The organism is Streptomyces coeruleofuscus (assembly GCF_039532725.1).
In the GTDB taxonomy this organism is placed as follows: domain Bacteria; phylum Actinomycetota; class Actinomycetes; order Streptomycetales; family Streptomycetaceae; genus Streptomyces; species Streptomyces coeruleofuscus.
The window spans coordinates 566660-583353 of sequence record NZ_BAAASE010000006.1 but is presented as its reverse complement, the minus strand read 5'-3'; the positions used below and the strand labels follow the sequence as shown (position 1 = coordinate 583353).

The window sequence follows — 16694 nt, the reverse complement described above, 5'->3', positions numbered from 1 at the left end:
CATAGTGTTTCGGTGGTTATAGCGTAGGGGAAACGCCCGGTTACATTCCGAACCCGGAAGCTAAGCCTTACAGCGCCGATGGTACTGCAGGGGGGACCCTGTGGGAGAGTAGGACGCCGCCGAACAAATTTTGAAAAGGCCCACACCTTATGGTGTGGGCCTTTTTGCGTTTCCGCGAAGGCCGCCGAGGCGAGCCCTTCACGACGGCTGGACCAGCTTCGTGTCGTACGCCAGGATCACCGCCTGAATGCGGTCGCGGGAACCGGTCTTCGCGAGGATGCGGCCCACGTGGGTCTTCACCGTCGACTCGGCCAGGTGGAGGCGCGTGGCTATCTCCGTGTTCGTCCAGCCCTTGCCGATGACCGTGAGGATTTCCCGTTCCCGGTCGGTGAGGGAAGCGAGGCGTGGGTCCTCGTGAGGTGTGGTTTCCGTCGTCGGGTCGGTCGGCAGGTGGTGGACGTAGGCGTCGAGGAGGCGGCGGGTCAGGCTGGGTGCGACGACCGCGTCGCCGGTGGCCACCGCGCGGATTCCGGAGAGGAGTTCCTCGGGCTGGGCGTCCTTGACCAGGAAGCCGGAGGCGCCTGCGCGGAGGCCGGCGTAGGCGTACTCGTCCAGGTCGAAGGTGGTGACGATGAGGATGCGGGTGCGGTCGCCGGCGGCGGTGATGCGGCGGGTCGCCTCGATGCCGTCCAGGCCGGGCATGCGGATGTCCATGAGGATGACGTCGGGGTGCAGTTCTGCCGCCATGCGGACCGCTTCACTGCCGTTCGCCGCCTCGCCCACGACCGTCATGTCGTCCTGGCTCTCCAGGAGCATGCGGGAGCCGAAGCGCTGGAGGGGCTGGTCGTCGGCGATGAGGACCGTGGTCACTGCGGGGTTTCCTCCGGGAGGTGTAGGCGGACGCGCCAGCCCTGCTCGGAGTGCGGGCGGGGGCCGGCCTCAAGTGTGCCGCCGTACAGGGCGGTTCGCTCGCGCATTCCGGGTAGTCCACGACCGTCTCTGGACGGGCCGTCGGTTCGGCTGCCGTCGCCTGTGTCGGTGATCGTCACGGTCACGGCTCCCTTGTCCTCGTAGGACAGCTCTATCTCCGCGGTGGCGCCCGCGCCGGCGTGTTTGAGGGCGTTGGTGAGGGCTTCCTGGATGACGCGGTAGACGGTGAGCTGGCGGCCGGGAGGCAGGGTGGGGCTGCCGTGGGTGGTGGTGCGGACGGGGAGGCCTGCGGAGCGGACGCCGTCGAGGAGCTGGTCGAGGTCGGTGAGGCCGGGCTGGGGGGTCAGGTCGGCCTGGTCGTGCTGTTCCTCCTCCCGCATGACATCCAGGAGGCGGCGGAGTTCTGTGAGGGCCTGGCGGCTCGTGGTGGCGATGGCGTCGAGGGCCTGGGCGGCGCGTTCCGGGGACTTGGCGGCCGCGTATCTGCCGCCGTCGGCGAGGCCGGTGATGACGGAGAGGTTGTGGCCGAGGATGTCGTGCATCTCGCGGGCGATGCGGGCGCGTTCCGCGGCGGTGGCGAGTCGCGCCTGCTGGTCGCGTTCGGTCTCCAGGCGGCGGGCGCGGTCCTCCAGGGCCTCGGTGTAGTTGCGGCGGGTTCGGACCGTGACGCCGATGAGGACGGCCACGGTGATGGACATCAGCTGCGAGCCGATCTGCTGGTCCCAGGTGCCCTCCCCGTGGCGGGCGACCGATACGAGGACCGGGGCGATCACCAGGGCCGTCGCCCACCACAGGTCGCGCAGGGGTCGGCGCAGGGCTATGTGGTAGACGACGGCGAGCTGGAGCAGGGCTGCCTGGAGGGCCGCGCCGGTCCAGGCGTTGACGAGGGCGAAGAGGGCCATGGTGGCGAGGACGGCCCGGGGGTGGGTGCGTCGCCAGAGGAGGGGGATCGAGAGACCGAGGCTCAGGATGAGGAGGAGCCAGCCGGGGACGTCGAGGTTGTGGGCGTTGTGGCGCCAACCGCCGCTGACGTGGTCGATCAGGGCCGCCGTCACCCAGAAGCCGGTGATGTGCGCGTCCCACAGCAGGGGGTGGCGTCGGTCGAAGGCGCGCAGCCTGTGGGTGAGGCGGTGTGCGTACTCGGTGAGGGGCTCCTGCGCCCGGTCTTCCGTCACGGGGTTCATCGTGCGGGTTTCCGATGCCGCTTGTCAGACGTCTCGGCGTCGTAGGACCGCCGCGGCCAGTGCGAGGGTCGCCGTCGTCCACAGGATCATGGCGAGCAGGGCGGCGCCCGGGGAGGCCGTGCCGGGCAGGGGCTGGGCGGTGGTGAGGGTTTCCAGGGCCTTGCCGGGGAAGTAGCGGACGGCGTCGTCGACGATCTCGTACGGGAGCATGGCCAGGACCTCCGGGACGATCATGATGAGGCCGATGAAGGCGCCGATGGCCATCGGGACCGAGCGGACCAGGGCGCCGATGCCGAGGGCGAGGACGGCGAGGAGGGTGAGGCCGGCCGCGTTGCCGGCGAGGGCGCGCAGGACGCCGGGGTCGCCGAGGGATGCCGACTGGTCGGTGCCGGCGAGGAAGGACTGGGCGAGGGGGAAGGTGAGGAGGTTCGTCAGCAGGGTGAGGGGGAAGGCGATCGCGGCCAGGACGGCTGCCTTGGACCAGAGGACCGGCAGGCGGCGTGGGACGGCGGTCATCGTGGCGCGGATCTGGCCCGTGGAGTACTCGCCGGCCGTGGCGAGGATGCCCAGCACGCCGAGGTTGATCTGGGCGAACTGGGTGCCGAGCAGGACGAAGACGACCGTGTCCATGCCGCCTTCGCCGGTGCCGTCGTAGGCGGCCGCCAGGCCCGCGCCCATGGCGGCGGTGAGGGCGCTGGTGGCGATGAGGGTGATCCAGGTGGAGCGCAGGGTCCAGAGCTTGTGCCACTCGGAGCGCAGGACGCGGGCCGGGGTCACGCGGTAGGGGAGGGTCGCCGTGGTCATGCTGCCGCTCCTTCGAGGGTCGCCGTGTACTCCACCGCGTCGCGGGTGAGGTCCATGAAGGCCTCCTCCAGGGAGGCGGTGCCGGGTGTCAGTTCGTAGAGGGGGATGCCGTGGGCGGCTGCCGTGCGGCCGATGTGCTGGGCGTCCCTGCCGCGGACCTGGAGGGTGCCGGGGGTGTCGGTGGTGATGTCGACGCCGGGTGCGGTGAGGAGGGGTACGAGGTCGGAGGCCTGCGGGGTGACGACCTTGACGGTGCCCGCGCCGGAGTCGCGGACGAAGTCGGTGACCGTGGTGTCGGCGAGGAGGCGGCCGCGGCCGATGATGACCAGGTGCTCGGCGGTGAGGGCCATCTCGCTCATCAGGTGTGAGGAGACGAAGACCGTTCGGCCCTCGGCGGCGAGGGACTTGAGGAGGTTGCGGATCCACAGCACGCCCTCGGGATCGAGGCCGTTGACGGGCTCGTCGAGGATGAGTGTGGCCGGGTCGCCGAGGAGGGCGGCGGCGATGCCGAGGCGCTGTCCCATGCCGAGGGAGAAGCCCTTGACGCGGCGGTGGGCGACGTCGGTCAGGCCGGTGAGGGCGAGGACCTGTTCGACTCGTGCCCGGGGGATGCCGTGGGTGTGGGCGAGGGCACGCAGGTGGTGGTAGGCGGTGCGGCCGGGGTGGACCGAGCGGGCCTCCAGCAGGGCGCCGACCTCCGTGAGGGGCGCGGGGTGGGCGGCGTAGGAGCGTCCGCCCACGGTGGCGTGGCCGCGGGTGGGGGCGTCGAGGCCGAGGATCATCCGCATGGTCGTGGACTTGCCGGCGCCGTTCGGGCCGAGGAAGCCGGTGACGGTGCCGGGGCGGACGGTGAAGGACAGGTCCGTGACGACCGTCCGGTCGCCGTAGCGTTTGGTGAGTTCGTGTGCCGTCAGCATGCTTCGATGCTCGTCCGGGCGGGGGCGGCGGGCGTCGGACCGGCGGTGGTAATCGGGGTGAGGGGTGTCGTACCCGGGTACTACCGTTGCGGGCATGAGCTATGTGATCCGGTCCGTCCGTGCTGATGAGTGGCCTGCGGCGAAGGAGCTGCGGCTCGCGGCGCTGCGGGACCCGGTGGCGCACCTGGCCTTCCTGGAGACGTACGAGGAAGCCGCGGCCAGGCCGGACTCCTTCTGGCAGGAGCGGACGGCCGGTGCCGCCGAAGGGGCGGACGCGAGGCAGCAGATCATTGCCGAGGGGCCGGACGGGCAGTGGGTGGGGACGCTGACCGTGCTCGTGGAGGAGCCCGGGACGACGGACTGGGCCGGGTTTCCGGTGGAGCGGAAGCAGGGGCATGTCGTCGGCGTGTTCGTACGGCCCGAGGAGCGCGGGAGCGGGCTGACCGAAGTGCTGTTCGACGCGGCTCTGGAGTGGGCGTGGGGGCGGGGGCTGGAGCGGGTGCGGCTCATCGTGCACGAGGAGAACGGGCGGGCGCAGCGGTTCTATCGCCGGGCGGGGTTCCTGCCGAGTGGGGTGACCGTGCCGCTGGGGGACGCCCGGGAGTTGGAGTTCGTGCTCGAGCGGAGCTCTGCGGGGGTGCCCTTCTCAGACCGGTAGTTCGTCGTGCGGCCAGCGGGCGCGGCCCTGTTCGCGGGACCGGAGCAGGGCCAGGGTCGGCATGCCCCGGTCCGCTCCGGTGGCCAGCAGCTCCGGGAGCTGGGGGAGCGGGGCCACGGCGGCGACGTCGTCCAGGACGAGTGTGAATGGTGGGTCGAGGCGACCGGAGGATGACCGTTCGGCCATGTGCCGGCCGCGCTCGACCACGCTGGAGACGAGGGCCGTCAGGAGGGGCATGGCGCCCGGGTTCGTCCTGGGGTCCTCGATGGATTCACCCACCACATAAAGCGTGCCCCCTTCGTGGACGAAGGAATCCAGGGCGAGGGCATCAGTTCGGTTGGGCGTGCAGGCCTCGCGGATGTTGACCGTGGAGAGGGCCGTCAGGGCACGGGTCGTCAGCTGCTGGGCCATGTCCCGGCGTTCGGGGTGGGCGGTGAGGGCGCCTTCGAGTTCGCCCGCGGAGCCCGGGGCGGCCTTGGGGTTGGTACGGAGGATCCGTACGGCGTCCTGGATCTGGGTGCCCTGGGACCAGCGGTGGACGTGGCGGATGGTGCGGCCGTCGATGGCGGCGGCGTGCAGGTAGCTCCGCAGGAGTGTCTCGGCCGTGTCGCTGAGGGCTTGGTCGAGTTTGGCGGTGGGGCGGACGGGGGTGAGGAGGGCGGTCGCCCTTCCCGCGGCTGTGGCCTTGTCCTCGCAGCCGGCTGTGGGGGACCAGTGGAGGCGGGCCGGGGTGGCGCAGAGGTGGGTGGGGTCGTAGAGGTGGGTGGGGCCCAGTTTGGCCCGGGCGTCTTTCGTCTCCTGCCAGAGGGCGGGGTTCGAGGTGACGACCAGGGCTGGGCCCTCCGCGTCGCGTACCGCCTGGATGGCGGTGGTCTGGCGGGACTCCCTCGGAGCCACGAGGATCTTTTCCCAGCCGCCCACCCGTTCCCGGCCGAACAGGGAGGCCGGGGTTGTGGGCGCGGCGGCCGGGGCCGGGGCGAGGGGCGCCGTCGGCTCCAGGACGTGTGTGGGCTCGGGGACCGCACGGCGGGGGGTGGGGACGTCGTGCGGCGTGGATGCCGGCGGCACGTGTTGCGCCGGTGTGGGTACGTCGCGCTGCGCCGGGGCCGGCGCGCTGTGCTGCTCCGCCGCCGGCACCTCGTGCCGCGTCGGTGCCTCGTACACGGCTCCTGCGGCGGAGGCCGCGCGGTCCTCCGCGGCCGCCCGCTCCGCCCGGCGCCTCGCCCGGACCGCCCGCCACCGGGCCAGCGTGCCCATCACGAACACCGTCAGGACGACCAGGATCATCAGCTGGCCGATGAACAGGCCCCAGAACAGGCCGTAGCCGGAGAGTTCGCCGGGGGGTGTGTCGGGCCAGGCGCCGGGGATGTCGTGGGGCTGGGCGATGAGGCCGCGCATGGCCGGGGGCGTGCGGGTGAAGGTGACGCCGGACGGCCAGGAGCCGTGGGAGAACAGGGCGGCGAGGCCGGTGGCCGTCCACACCAGCAGGGTCATGCCGAGGATGAACGCGAGTATGCCGACCAGCAGGCCGTCGGGGATGCCCCCCTGGTGGTCCCGCTGGGTGCGGTCGTCCGGTCTCACGCGTCCTCCCCCTACGCCACCGTCGATTCGGAGTCGCCCAGGCGGTGTTCCACGAAGGCCGCAGCCCGTTCCTCCGCCTCGAGTTCGGCGGCGTGCAGGGCGTCGTCCTCCGCGAGGTCGGCGGAGGACTCGGTCATCGCGCGGTCGGTGAAGACCAGGGGGCGTTCGGTCTCCGTGACCAGGTGTTTGACGACCTGGACGTTGCCGTTGACGTCCCAGACGGCGATGCCGGGGGTGAGGGTCGGGATGATCTCCACCGCCCAGCGGGGCAGGCCCAGGACGCGGCCCGTCGCCCTCGCCTCGTCCGCCTTCTGGGCGTAGATCGTTCTGGTCGAGGCCATCTTCAGGATCGCCGCGGCCTCCTTCGCCGCCGCGCCGTCCACCACGTCGGACAGGTGGTGGACGACCGCGACGAAGGACAGGCCCAGTCGGCGGCCGAACTTCAGCAGGCGCTGGAAGAGCTGGGCGACGAAGGGGCTGTTGATGATGTGCCAGGCCTCCTCGACCAGGAAGATGCGCTTTTTCCGGTCGGGGCGGATCCAGGTGTGTTCCAGCCACACGCCGACGATCGCCATGAGGATGGGCATGGCGATGGAGTTGCGGTCGATGTGGGACAGGTCGAAGACGATGAGCGGGGCGTCCAGGTCGATGCCGACCGTGGTGGGGCCGTCGAACATGCCGCGCAGGTCACCGTCGACGAGACGGTCCAGGACCAGTGCCACGTCCAGGCCCCAGGCCCGTACGTCGTCTATGGCGACGTTCATCGCCTCGGCCGACTCGGGTTCGGGGTGGCGCAGCTGCTCGACGATGTCGGACAGGACCGGCTGGCGATCGACGATGGTCGCGTTGACGTAGGCGTGCGCGACCTTCAGGGCGAAGCCGGAGCGCTCGTCGAGGCCGTGGCCCATCGCGACCTCGATGATCGTCCGGAGCAGCGCGAGCTGGCCCGTGGTCGTGATCGCCGGGTCGAGCGGGTTGAGGCGGATACCCATGTCCAGGGCCGCCATCGGGTCCAGGCGGATGGGGGTTATACCCAGCTCCTGGGCGACGAGGTTCCATTCGCCCACCCCGTCCTCGCCCTGGGCGTCCAGGACGACGACCTGGCGGTCGCGGAAGCGGAGCTGGCGCAGGACGTACGTCTTCTCCAGCGCCGACTTGCCGTTGCCGGACTCGCCCAGGACCAGCCAGTGGGGGGCGGGGAGCTGCTGGCCGTAGAGCTGGAAGGGGTCGTAGATGTACCCCTTTCCGGAGTACACCTCGCGGCCGATGATGACGCCGGAGTCGCCGAGGCCCGGGGCGGCCGTCGGCAGGTAGACCGCCTGGGCCTGGCCCGTGGACGTGCGCACCGGGAGCCGGGTCGTCTCGACCTTCCCGAAGAGGAAGGAGGTGAAGGCGTCGGTGAGGACGGACAGCGGGTCCCGCATAGGTCCTACCTCCGAATGCCGGTGGCGAAGGGAAGGGTGTTCACGAAGGCGCGGTGGTGCTCGCGGTCGCACCACTCCAGCTTCAGGTACGACTTTCCCGCCGAGGCCCTTATCGTCCGCTTGTCGCGGGCGAGGGCCTCGGGAGAGCGGGAGGAGACGGTGATGTAGCCGACGAGGTTGACGCCGGCGGCGCCGCTGGCGAGGTCCTCGCCGCGCTGGTCGAGCCGGGAGTTCGCGGCCACGTCGCGCGGGTCGATGGTGCGGTTCATCTTGGCGGCGCGGGACGCCTCGGCCTCGTCGTTGGTCTTCTCCGTCAGCATGCGCTCGATGGCGACCTCGGTGGGTTCGAGGTCCATGGTGACGGCGACCGTGCGGATCACGTCCGGGGTGTGGACGAGCAGCGGGGCGAGGAAGTTGACGCCGACGGGGGTCATCGGCCACTCCTTCACCCAGGCCGTGGCGTGGCACCAGGGGGCGCGGGTGCTGGACTCGCGGGTCTTGGCCTGGAGGTAGGTGGGTTCCATGGCGTCCAGCTCGGCCGGCCAGGCGTTGCGCTTCGTCATCGCCTGGATGTGGTCGATCGGGTGGTCCGGGTCGTACATGGAGTGGATCAGCGAGGACAGTCTGCTCTGGCCGAGCGGCTGCCGTACGCGGATGTCGGCCTCCTGGAGGCGCGAGCAGATGTCGGTGAGCTCGCGGGCCATGACGACGGCGAGTCCGGCGTCCCGGTCGGCCTTGCCGCCGTGGGCTCGGGCGGCCCGGGCCATGGCGTTGGCCTCGGCGGCGAGGTCGCGGGTGTAGTGCATGCAGGCGACGAGGTAGGCGCGGTGCTGCTCGCTGCTGGTGGACACCATCGACTGGAGCTGTTCGTACGACTGCTGGAGCCATGGCGGTGCCTTGTCGTCCCCGCGCACGGCGACGTCCTTGGCGTGGGCGTCCGGGTCGGCGGGGAGGGTGCGGGCGAGCATCTGGAGGCGGGTGACGAAGCCGTCGCCGTTGGCCACGTGCTTGAGCAGTGTGCCGAACCGGTCGACGAGGGCCTCCTGGTCCTCGCTGTCGCGCAGGCCGACGCCGGGGCCCTCGATCTCGATGGCGGCGGTGACGGTCTTGCGGTCGGCGTGCAGCAGGACGGCGATCTCGTCGGGCCCGAAGGGGGCGGAGAGCCAGGTGATCCGGCCGATGCCCGGGGGCGGTCCGACCTCGATCTCCCGCCCGTCGAGCCGCGTCCCGGCCTCGATGACGGAGGAGCGGTAGGTGGCTCCCTGCTTCAGGGTCTGCTTGTAGCTGCGGTTGATCTCGAACCACTTGTAGAACGTGCGGTGCTTGTACGGCATGTACACGGCGGCCAGCGCCAGCATCGGGAATCCGGCGAGCAGCACGATGCGCAGGGACAGCACGGGGACGAGGAGCCCGCACATCATGCCGAGGAACGCGCCCACGACGATCAGGGCGATCTCACCGGTCTCGCGGTTGCGGCCGATGATCGCGTTCGGCCGGGCGCGGCCGATCAGATATGTACGGCGGGGCGTGACCGGATGGGACACGTGGGACTCGGTTGTCAACGCCCTTCACCTCCCGTGCGATTGGTACTGCTGTTGCGGGTGCTGCTGGCGTGGGGAGTGTTGACGGGGCTGCTCGAACGGGGTGCGGGTGCGGCGGAGGGGACAGATCCGCCGCCGTTCGAGGTGCGCGAGCTGTGCGCGGCGACTCCGCCGGAGGCGGGGTTGCTGGGGCGGGGGGCGGAGGACTGGCTGCCTCCGCCGTTGTTGTCGGCGCGGGAGCTGTGGGTCTTGATGCCCTGCGCGACCAGGGTGGCCGGGGAGCTGATGACCGCGGCGGCCTTGCTCTCGGCGCCCTGCATGAGGCGGTTGTTGCGGGAGCCGGCGATCTCGTCGCCGAAGCCGGGGACGAAGCGGTAGATCATCGCGCTGGCGAAGATGGCGAGCAGGATGATGGCGAGGCCGGAGACGACGGCGGAGAAGGCGTCGGGGCCGTCGTCGGCGGAGAGCGCGCCGGCGAGGCCGAGCACGATGACGATCACCGGCTTGACCAGGATCACGGCGATCATGATGCCGGCCCAGCGGCGGACGTGGCCCCACAGGTTCTTGTCGACGAGGCCGGCGTAGACGACGGTGCCGAGGAGGGCGCCGACGTAGAGGAGGGCGGCGCGGATGACGAGCTCCAGCCACAGCACGCCGGCGGCGAGGATGCTGACCAGGGAGACGACGATCAGCATGATCGGGCCGCCGCCGATGTCCTCGCCCTTCTTGAGGGCCTCGGAGAACGTGCCGAAGAAGGCGTCGGTCTGGTCGCCGGTGGCTTTGGCGAGGACCTCGGTGATGCCGTCGGTGGCCGATACGACCGTGTAGAGGATCAGCGGGGTGAAGGCGGAGGCCAGCACGGTCAGCCAGAGGAAGCCGATGGCTTCTGAGATGGCGGTGGTGACGGGGACGCCGCGCACCGCCCGCTTGGCGACGGCCAGGAGCCAGAGCAGGAGCGTGAGGATCGTCGACGCGGCGAAGACGACGGCGTACTGCTGGAGGAACTTGGGGTTGGTGAAGTCGACGTTCGCCGTGTCCTTCACGGCCTCGCTGAGCTTTTCGACGGTCCAGGAGGCGGCGTCGGCACAGCCCTTGGCGAGGGAGGAGAGGGGGTCGAGGGTGGAGGTGGGGTTCAGGCGGGAGGTGCCGCCGCCGGAGCCGCCGCCGCTGCCGGTGTCGCCTTCGCAGATTTCCCGGGCCCTGCCGGAGAGCAGGGAGCAGTTGTCGTTGCTGGGTGTGGGCGACGGCGTGGGGGCGGCGACCGCTCGGCCGGCGAGCAGGACGACGGCGGTCTGCACGGCTGTGAGGGTCGCGGCGAGCTTGGCTGCGCGGCGCGGGCTACCGGGCATACGTGAACCCTCCGAACTCCTCGACGGCCTTGGAGATGTCGTCCGACGTCGACACCCTGTTGTCGCCGTTGACCGGCGCGGGGCCTTCCTTCTGGGAGAAGCTGTCGACCTTCCAGTCGCCGTCGGTCCAGCGCAACTGGAGGGTCATGGTGAACCAGTCGCTGGTGACCGGGTTCTCCGAGCTCTCCCCCGTCATCCCGTAGACGCCCGTGCACCAGACCTCGACGGTGGCGGTGCTGCCGCCGAACTCGGTGACCTTGGTGCCGACCGGCATGGTGCGGGAGACGTAGGTGCTGCCCTTCGGTGCGTTGCCGTTCTGGTCCAGGCCGACCTTGTCCAGGAACGCCTTGTCGTACACCTGGTCGAGATTTCTCTCCAGCTCGGAGACCCTCCCGGCGTCGAACACCTGACGGACGATCTCGGGGCGCCGCGCGGGCTTGAGGATGTCGGCCGAGACGAGCACCACCGCGTAGTTCGCCGCCGCGCTCTCCACCCCTTCCTGGTCCTGGGCGAAGCCCGACGGGATGCCGGCGGCCGACTTGGACTTGACGGGGCGTTGGCCGGAGGGGGCCGTGGCCGCTGTTTCCGGTTTGGTGCCGGCGTCGTCCGAGGAGGAGGAGTCGTCACCGCCCCGGTTCGCGAAGGCGATTGCCGCGATGAGGAGGACCACTACGCCGACCACCGTGACCAGGCTGCGGGACGACGAGCGGCGGCGGGGGGTGCCGTAAGGGTCGGCTCCGGTGTCGGGCAGGCGGGTGCGGGTCTGGCCCGTGCCGCCGTAGCCGCCGGAGGCCTCGTGCTCGTCACCGAGACTCATGCCGCGTACGCCCCCTCGACGTCGTGCGGAAACACCTCGTACCGGTCGTACTGCTCGTACTCCTCGTACGACGGTAGCCGTGCTGGTTCCCGCGCGGGCGCGGTGTGGTGACTCGACATCAGGGAAACGCAACCTTCGCCGGTGGGCACGACGGGCGGGTGGGATGGAGGGGGAGCCGGGCGTGCCCGGCCGGGGCGGGTGGGGCCCGGCCTACACGGCCATGCCGTAGACGATGGTGAAGAGCGTGCCGAGTGAGCCGATGATGAACACGCCCGTCAGGCCCGCGATGATGAGGCCCTTGCCCTGCTCCGCGCTGAAGGTGTCCCGCAGGGCGGTGGCACCGATGCGCTGTTTGGCGGCGCCCCAGATGGCGATGCCGAGGCAGAGCAGGATGGCGACCGCCATCACGACCTCGATCATCACCTTGGCCTCGTTGCCCAGGCTGCCGAAGGGGCCCCAATCCGGAGCGATCCCGCCGATGATGGTGTTGATGTCTCCCTTATCGGCCGCAAAGAGCATGTAAGTCACCGCCCCTGTTGGGTAGTTCCGCACCCTCTGCGGTCGTGCAGAGGTCAGGCCTCATTCTCGCCGACGATGACGCTGTCGGATGTCGACTTGGCGTCATTGATTGGCGGGTTTCGTACGAATACCTTGCCACCGTTCCGCGTCGACCCCTAAGGGAGGCGCCGGACGGTGTACAAAGGATCGTATGGTCACTCTGTGTATCACGGCAGGTCACGCCGGGCAATGAGGCCTGAGCGAAACCTGTCGTGTGGTTCCGTCGTTGTGCCCTCTACGACCTGCGTCACCTTTTCGGACCGTTTCTGACGGTCGGTCGGGTGAGCGGTCGACCCGGTGTTCTCCGGGTGAAGGCTACCTGGCGCGGCGAACGGGCCACGGCTGGGTTGCCCGGCTCGTTCGTCCGGCGTTCCTTCAGTGACGGTCTGTCACGGGTGGGAGGGGGCAGCCGGTGAAGGCGCCGACCCCGTTCGGGAGTCTGACGTTTCTCTCACCTACATCCGACACAGTGGCGCCGATGAAGCGCGTCCTCTCGGAGGTCGAGGACGCCGTCGGTGGGTACCGGTTCGCCACCGGTACGGCGACGGGGGCGACGGCCGTGACCCTCACCGGATATCCCGACTCCCGCGAGACGCCCGTCAGCTGTACCGACAAGCCGACAGCGTGGTGCTCGGTGCGGAGGTGGGGTGGCGTTACCGGGAGGCGGCGGGTGACCCGTGACGGGACCGTGCGCCGGGTGCTCCCCGGCGTGCCGACCCGTGCCGGCCCGCGCCGCCCCGTGCTCTTGGGTGTTCCCCTGTCCGCCCCGACTCTCCTTCCCGTGATCATTCCGGCGAACGGCGGCCGCCTCTACACTGACCACGCGACGGACTCCTGGCCGGCGAGGGGCGGTTGACGGTGCGTAAGGCATGGATCGTGGCGAGTGTTGCGATCAGCTCCGCCCTGGCCTTCGTGATGCTGCTCGTCGTCGGGGTCTACATCGTCGCCGGGAACCTGGCCAACGGGGTCGGCGGTGGGGCGAAAGCCCTCGCCAAGGGAGCGGTGCCTGCCGCGTACTCCGACCTCGTGCAGAAGTGGGGCAACCTCTGCCCCGCCATCAGTCCGGCCCTGCTCGCCGCCCAGCTCTACCAGGAGAGCGGCTTCAACCCGAGGGCCCAGAGCCACGCCGCCGCCCAGGGGATAGCGCAGTTCATTCCCGGTACGTGGGCCACGCACGGCATCGACGGCGACGGGGACGGGGACCGGGACGTATGGGACCCGAAGGACGCGATTCCCTCTGCCGCGTCGTACGACTGCGAACTCGCCTCGTACGTGAAGAAGGTTGGCGGGAATCCGACCGAAAACATGCTGGCCGCGTACAACGCGGGGGCGTACGCGGTGATCAAGTACGGGGGCGTGCCGCCGTACAGCGAGACCCGGAACTACGTGAAGAGGATCACGTCGCTCTCCGAGAGCTTCGCGGCACCCGTCGGGCGGGTCGACCCCTCCGAGCAGGCCGCCGGTGCCATCGAGTACGCGCAGAAGAAGCTCGGCACGCCCTACCTGTGGGGCGGCACCGGCACCGCTGAGCAGGGCGGACGGTTCGACTGCTCGGGACTGACCCAGGCCGCCTACGAGACGGTGGGCATCAAGCTGCCGCGCGTCGCCAACGACCAGTACAACGCCGGGCCGCACCCCGCGCGGGACGAACTGCTCCCGGGCGACCTCGTGTTCTTCTCGGACGACCTCACCAATTCGCGTGCCATCCGGCATGTCGGCATTTATGTCGGAGGTGGGTACATGATCGACGCGCCGCGAACGGGTGCGGTGATCCGGTTCGACCCGATCGACACCCCCGACTACTTCGGGGCCACCCGGGTGACCGAAGATGGCGCGAAAGCACTGCCCACGACTGTGTGAGCCGAGTGTGAACCCACCCCCTGAGCTGCGAAGACGTGTCTCTCTTCGATAACGTCTGGGTGATCATTCGGTGGAGTGTGGAACGTATCAGCGGGGACCATGCGTTCCTGGTGACGTAGCCGAGCGGACGTGAGTCGGCACGTGTCACGCACGCGTGCAGCGGAAGCGGATCTACAACCACGGGGGTGGCAGGAGCGGCGCACACACAGGTGCGCCGGGAGAGACGATGAAGGGGCCGCAGCATCATGGCTGGACTCGCCGAATCCGGGTCGAACCCCGACGTCGACCTGCTTTATGACATCAATGGCCTGGCCAAGGACGCGCCGCCGTGGTTCGACCGGGTCATGGAGTTCGTGGGCGAGTACGGGTTGTTGCTCGCCATCGTCCTGCTCGTGCTCTGGTGCTGGTGGTCCGTGCGGCGTTGGGGTGAGGAGGACGCGGCGTCCTCCGTCGCGGCGCTGGTCTGGGCGCCGCTCGCGGCGGGGATCGCCGTGCTGGTCAACGTCCCGATACGGGGTTTCGTGGAACGGCCCCGGCCGTTCCTGGACCACCAGGGGCTCGAGGTGCTCGTCAGCGGCAAGACCGACTACTCGTTCGTGAGCGACCACGCGACGATCGTCATGGCGATGGCGGTCGGGCTGTTCGTCGCCAACCGGAGGTTCGGGCTGGTCGCGTTGGTGCTGGCCGTGTTCGGCGGGTTCATTCGCGTCTACATGGGAGTGCACTACCCGACCGATGTCGTCGGCGGGTTCGCGCTGGGGACGGCTGTGGCGCTGCTGTTGTCGCCGGTGGCGATGGCGCTGTTGACGCCGGTTGTCCGGGCGATCGAGCGGTCGCCTCGGGCGGGGTGGCTGGTGCGGGGGCGTGGGCGCGGGGTCGGTGGCGGCGGGGCGGATTCGGTGGTGCCCGGGGCTCGGAGTGAGCGGGCCGGGGCCGGGGCGTCCGAGCGGGACCTTGCTGCCTAGTTCTCGGCGTTTTTGCTGGGGCGGGGTGGGTGCGCAGCCCGGCGTAGCGGGGTGCCGCTTCTTTGGGACGGGCGCCGCCCTGGGGTACCTCCCAGGCCCTTAAGGCACTGGGGGAGGCACGACTGCCCGCAGCTCAGCCCGCCGCAGCTCAGCGAGCGGGCGGACGCGGCTCAGCGGGCGGGTGGCCGTTTCTGGGCCGTCTCATAGCGCCTGGGGATAAGTGAAGAAGCGGTTCGGGTCGTACTGCTTCTTCAGTTTTGTCAGGCGGGTTGCCGCGTCGCCGTAGTACGCCTTGCGCCAGTCGGTCAGGGTCGGGTCCGTGTAGTTCTGGTAGGCCGCGCCTGAGGCGTGGGGGCGCATGGACTTGTGGGCCGAGGTGAGCCAGGAGCGGGCCGTGGAGCCCGTCGTGCCCGGGCGCCAGGAGGCGATGTACTGGGCCAGCATGCGGGAACGGCGGTGGACGAAGGCCGTGGAGGTCGGGGAGACGCGGTTCACCGCTCCGCCCAGGGCGGTGAGCGCGATGCTGCCCGTGCCGCCGCGTACCGACCCGATCTGGGACAGCAGCGTGCGGATACCGGCCGCGGACAGGGAGCGGTCGAAGAAGTCCGACGCCGCGGCGTACGTCTCGCGGCCCAGCGCGCCCTTCGGGGAACGGCCCGGAGTGGAGCCGGGCAGATGGCACTGGGCGTCCGTCGGGAACGAGGAGCAGCCGGCGTAGACCTCCATCGACTCCTCGTACGAGCGGCGCCGCAGGGAGACGCTGCTCGCCGGGGCGCCGACGCGGTCGGCCAGGCGGTCCACGGCGTTCTGGAGTTCGCCGTAGGTGCCGAGGGAGAAGGCCGCGACGGAGATGGTCGGGTTGCCGCCGGCGGCGCTCGCCAGGTGGAGGGACGACCAGATCTCGTCCGGCTGGGTCGGGCCCCACTCCTGCCAGGCCTTCACCACCGCGGCCGCTTTCGACCAGGGCCAGGACATGTACGCCGAGACGCCCTGCGGGGCCGGGTGGGTCTTGAAGCGCAGTTCCGTCACCACGCCGAAGTTGCCGTTGCCGGCGCCGCGCAGGGCCCAGAAGAGATCCTTGTGCTCGCGGGCGTCCGCGACGAGCTGCTTGCCGTCCGCGGTGATCAGGGTGGCCTGGGTGAGGCTGTCGCAGGTCAGGCCGTAGGCACGGGAGACCACGCCGTGTCCGCCGCCGAGGGTGAGGCCGGAGATGCCGACGGTGGGGCAGGAGCCGGCGGGGATCGTGACGCCCTTCGCGGCCAGGGCGCGGTAGACGTCGATGAGTTTGGCGCCGGCGCCGATCACCGCGGTGTCGCCGGAGGCCCGGACGCGGTTGAGTTTCGAGACGTCGATGATCAGGCGGCCGTCACCGGAGGACCAGCCGGCGTAGGAGTGGCCGCCGTTGCGGATCGCCACGCGCAGGGCGTGGGCGCGGGCGTAGGCCAGGACGGTGCGGATGTCGTCCGGGTGGGACACGTACGCGACCGCGGCGGGCTTGAGGGCGTCGAAACGGGTGTTGTAGAGCTGCCGGGCCGTCGCCCAGGCGGTGTCGCCCGGGCGGATGAGGGGGCCGTCGAGGTCGCGGGCGAGGGCGGACCAGTTGGCGGCGGTGACGGTTCTCGTGGTGGTGGCGTGCGTGGTGGTCGTGGCCCTGGAGCGGGTGTCCGAATGCGTGCAGGCGGTGGTGAGGGGGGTCGCGGTCGCGGCGATGCCCGCCGTGCCGACTGCGAGGAATGTGCGCCGTTCCATGGGGCCTCCCGGTGGTTCCGTCGTGGGAGACGGGGTGGTGGGGGCGAGGGTTCCATGGGGACAGCGCCGACGCAGCACTACCGCGTCAGCCGGTCACGTGTCTTTCCGCGTCCGTGCGCGCCTGGCTTCTCGCTCTTCTGGCCGGGCCGCGCCAGCCGCAGGTGCAGTGGGCCATGCAGAAGTGGCCCTTCTCCTTTGTCGTCGTGCGGTGTTCGGGGAGGTTGGGGGGAGCCTCCAGCCCGTCCTGCTGCGCCACGACGACCACGTTACCCAGCGCGGGTAAAGGCTTCGTATGCCGGCTGGGGCGGGCTCGCGTGACGGGGGAACATACCGGTCGTTAACCGGAACAACAAGGGG

The 16694-nt window shown here is 70.4% G+C and carries 15 protein-coding genes and 1 rRNA gene; 4 read left to right on the top strand and 12 right to left on the bottom strand.

Annotated features, from left to right (window positions below):
- Positions 1-8: 8 nt before the first annotated feature.
- Positions 9-125 (top strand): 5S ribosomal RNA (rrf, locus tag ABFX81_RS26290).
- Between the two features lie 73 nt (positions 126-198).
- Here rrf and ABFX81_RS26285 read toward each other — a convergent pair.
- Genes ABFX81_RS26285 through ABFX81_RS26270 form a run of 4 tightly spaced genes read right to left on the bottom strand, consistent with a single transcriptional unit; the run spans position 199 to position 3835 of the window.
- Positions 199-870, bottom strand: coding sequence for a response regulator (locus tag ABFX81_RS26285; RefSeq protein WP_086854551.1), 672 nt, complete (start codon positions 868-870; stop codon positions 199-201).
- On the bottom strand, positions 867-2114 hold the full coding sequence (locus tag ABFX81_RS26280; RefSeq protein WP_086854552.1) for a histidine kinase: 1248 nt from the start codon (positions 2112-2114) through the stop codon (positions 867-869). The genes ABFX81_RS26285 and ABFX81_RS26280 overlap by 4 nt, the downstream gene beginning before the upstream one ends.
- A gap of 24 nt (positions 2115-2138) precedes the next feature.
- On the bottom strand, positions 2139-2918 hold the full coding sequence (locus ABFX81_RS26275) for an ABC transporter permease (RefSeq protein WP_086854553.1): 780 nt from the start codon (positions 2916-2918) through the stop codon (positions 2139-2141).
- Entirely contained in the window at positions 2915-3835 is a 921-nt protein-coding gene (locus ABFX81_RS26270) for an ATP-binding cassette domain-containing protein (RefSeq protein ID WP_086854554.1), read from the bottom strand. The genes ABFX81_RS26275 and ABFX81_RS26270 overlap by 4 nt, the downstream gene beginning before the upstream one ends.
- Positions 3836-3929: 94 nt before the next feature.
- Here ABFX81_RS26270 and ABFX81_RS26265 point away from each other — a divergent pair, with 94 nt between their 5' ends.
- On the top strand, positions 3930-4493 hold the full coding sequence (locus ABFX81_RS26265) for a GNAT family N-acetyltransferase (protein ID WP_086854555.1): 564 nt from the start codon (positions 3930-3932) through the stop codon (positions 4491-4493).
- On the opposite strand, the gene ABFX81_RS26260 is transcribed toward ABFX81_RS26265, so the two are convergent.
- The 7 genes from ABFX81_RS26260 to ABFX81_RS26230 form a co-directional block, all read right to left on the bottom strand.
- Positions 4482-6074: a TraM recognition domain-containing protein gene (locus ABFX81_RS26260; protein WP_346138747.1), complete on the bottom strand. Its 1593-nt coding sequence runs from the start codon at positions 6072-6074 to the stop codon at positions 4482-4484. The two genes, ABFX81_RS26265 and ABFX81_RS26260, sit on opposite strands and share 12 nt — an antisense overlap.
- An 11-nt stretch (positions 6075-6085) precedes the next feature.
- Positions 6086-7498, bottom strand: a complete 1413-nt coding sequence (locus tag ABFX81_RS26255; RefSeq protein WP_086847929.1) for an ATP-binding protein — start codon at positions 7496-7498, stop codon at positions 6086-6088.
- Positions 7499-7503: 5 nt separating this feature from the next.
- On the bottom strand, positions 7504-9060 hold the full coding sequence (locus ABFX81_RS26250; protein WP_086847927.1) for an SCO6880 family protein: 1557 nt from the start codon (positions 9058-9060) through the stop codon (positions 7504-7506).
- A complete protein-coding gene (locus ABFX81_RS26245) occupies positions 9057-10388 on the bottom strand; it encodes a hypothetical protein (protein ID WP_346138746.1) in 1332 nt (443 codons plus the stop codon). Before ABFX81_RS26245 ends, ABFX81_RS26250 begins: the two co-directional genes overlap by 4 nt.
- Positions 10378-11205 carry a DUF8175 domain-containg protein gene (locus tag ABFX81_RS26240; RefSeq protein ID WP_086855687.1) on the bottom strand — a complete coding sequence of 276 codons (828 nt, stop codon included), beginning with the start codon at positions 11203-11205 and terminating at the stop codon, positions 10378-10380. Before ABFX81_RS26240 ends, ABFX81_RS26245 begins: the two co-directional genes overlap by 11 nt.
- Positions 11202-11324, bottom strand: a complete 123-nt coding sequence (locus tag ABFX81_RS26235) for a hypothetical protein (RefSeq protein WP_268250144.1) — start codon at positions 11322-11324, stop codon at positions 11202-11204. The genes ABFX81_RS26240 and ABFX81_RS26235 overlap by 4 nt, the downstream gene beginning before the upstream one ends.
- Positions 11325-11415: 91 nt before the next feature.
- Positions 11416-11724 (bottom strand): hypothetical protein, encoded by a 309-nt coding sequence (locus tag ABFX81_RS26230; RefSeq protein WP_003991275.1) that lies wholly within the window; start codon positions 11722-11724, stop codon positions 11416-11418.
- 897 nt (positions 11725-12621) lie between these two features.
- Between ABFX81_RS26230 and ABFX81_RS26220 the strand changes: the two genes are divergently transcribed.
- Both ABFX81_RS26220 and ABFX81_RS26215 read left to right on the top strand, forming a co-directional pair.
- Positions 12622-13623 carry an NlpC/P60 family protein gene (locus ABFX81_RS26220; protein ID WP_086852117.1) on the top strand — a complete coding sequence of 334 codons (1002 nt, stop codon included), beginning with the start codon at positions 12622-12624 and terminating at the stop codon, positions 13621-13623.
- A gap of 245 nt (positions 13624-13868) precedes the next feature.
- Entirely contained in the window at positions 13869-14588 is a 720-nt protein-coding gene (locus tag ABFX81_RS26215; RefSeq protein WP_346138745.1) for a phosphatase PAP2 family protein, read from the top strand.
- A 201-nt stretch (positions 14589-14789) separates the two neighbouring features.
- Here ABFX81_RS26215 and ABFX81_RS26210 read toward each other — a convergent pair whose 3' ends face one another.
- Positions 14790-16337 carry an FAD-binding protein gene (locus ABFX81_RS26210; protein ID WP_086855279.1) on the bottom strand — a complete coding sequence of 516 codons (1548 nt, stop codon included), beginning with the start codon at positions 16335-16337 and terminating at the stop codon, positions 14790-14792.
- Between the last annotated feature and the right edge of the window lie 357 nt (positions 16338-16694).

Coding starts and splice junctions, on each gene's coding strand:
- ABFX81_RS26280 (WP_086854552.1), bottom strand. CDS start 2,114: ATGAACCCCGTGACGGAAGACCGGGCGCAGGAGCCCCTCACCGAGTAC.
- ABFX81_RS26275 (WP_086854553.1), bottom strand. CDS start 2,918: ATGACCACGGCGACCCTCCCCTACCGCGTGACCCCGGCCCGCGTCCTG.
- ABFX81_RS26270 (WP_086854554.1), bottom strand. CDS start 3,835: ATGCTGACGGCACACGAACTCACCAAACGCTACGGCGACCGGACGGTC.
- ABFX81_RS26265 (WP_086854555.1), top strand. CDS start 3,930: ATGAGCTATGTGATCCGGTCCGTCCGTGCTGATGAGTGGCCTGCGGCG.
- ABFX81_RS26255 (WP_086847929.1), bottom strand. CDS start 7,498: ATGCGGGACCCGCTGTCCGTCCTCACCGACGCCTTCACCTCCTTCCTC.
- ABFX81_RS26245 (WP_346138746.1), bottom strand. CDS start 10,388: ATGCCCGGTAGCCCGCGCCGCGCAGCCAAGCTCGCCGCGACCCTCACA.
- ABFX81_RS26240 (WP_086855687.1), bottom strand. CDS start 11,205: ATGAGTCTCGGTGACGAGCACGAGGCCTCCGGCGGCTACGGCGGCACG.
- ABFX81_RS26235 (WP_268250144.1), bottom strand. CDS start 11,324: ATGTCGAGTCACCACACCGCGCCCGCGCGGGAACCAGCACGGCTACCG.
- ABFX81_RS26230 (WP_003991275.1), bottom strand. CDS start 11,724: ATGCTCTTTGCGGCCGATAAGGGAGACATCAACACCATCATCGGCGGG.
- ABFX81_RS26215 (WP_346138745.1), top strand. CDS start 13,869: ATGGCTGGACTCGCCGAATCCGGGTCGAACCCCGACGTCGACCTGCTT.
- ABFX81_RS26210 (WP_086855279.1), bottom strand. CDS start 16,337: ATGGAACGGCGCACATTCCTCGCAGTCGGCACGGCGGGCATCGCCGCG.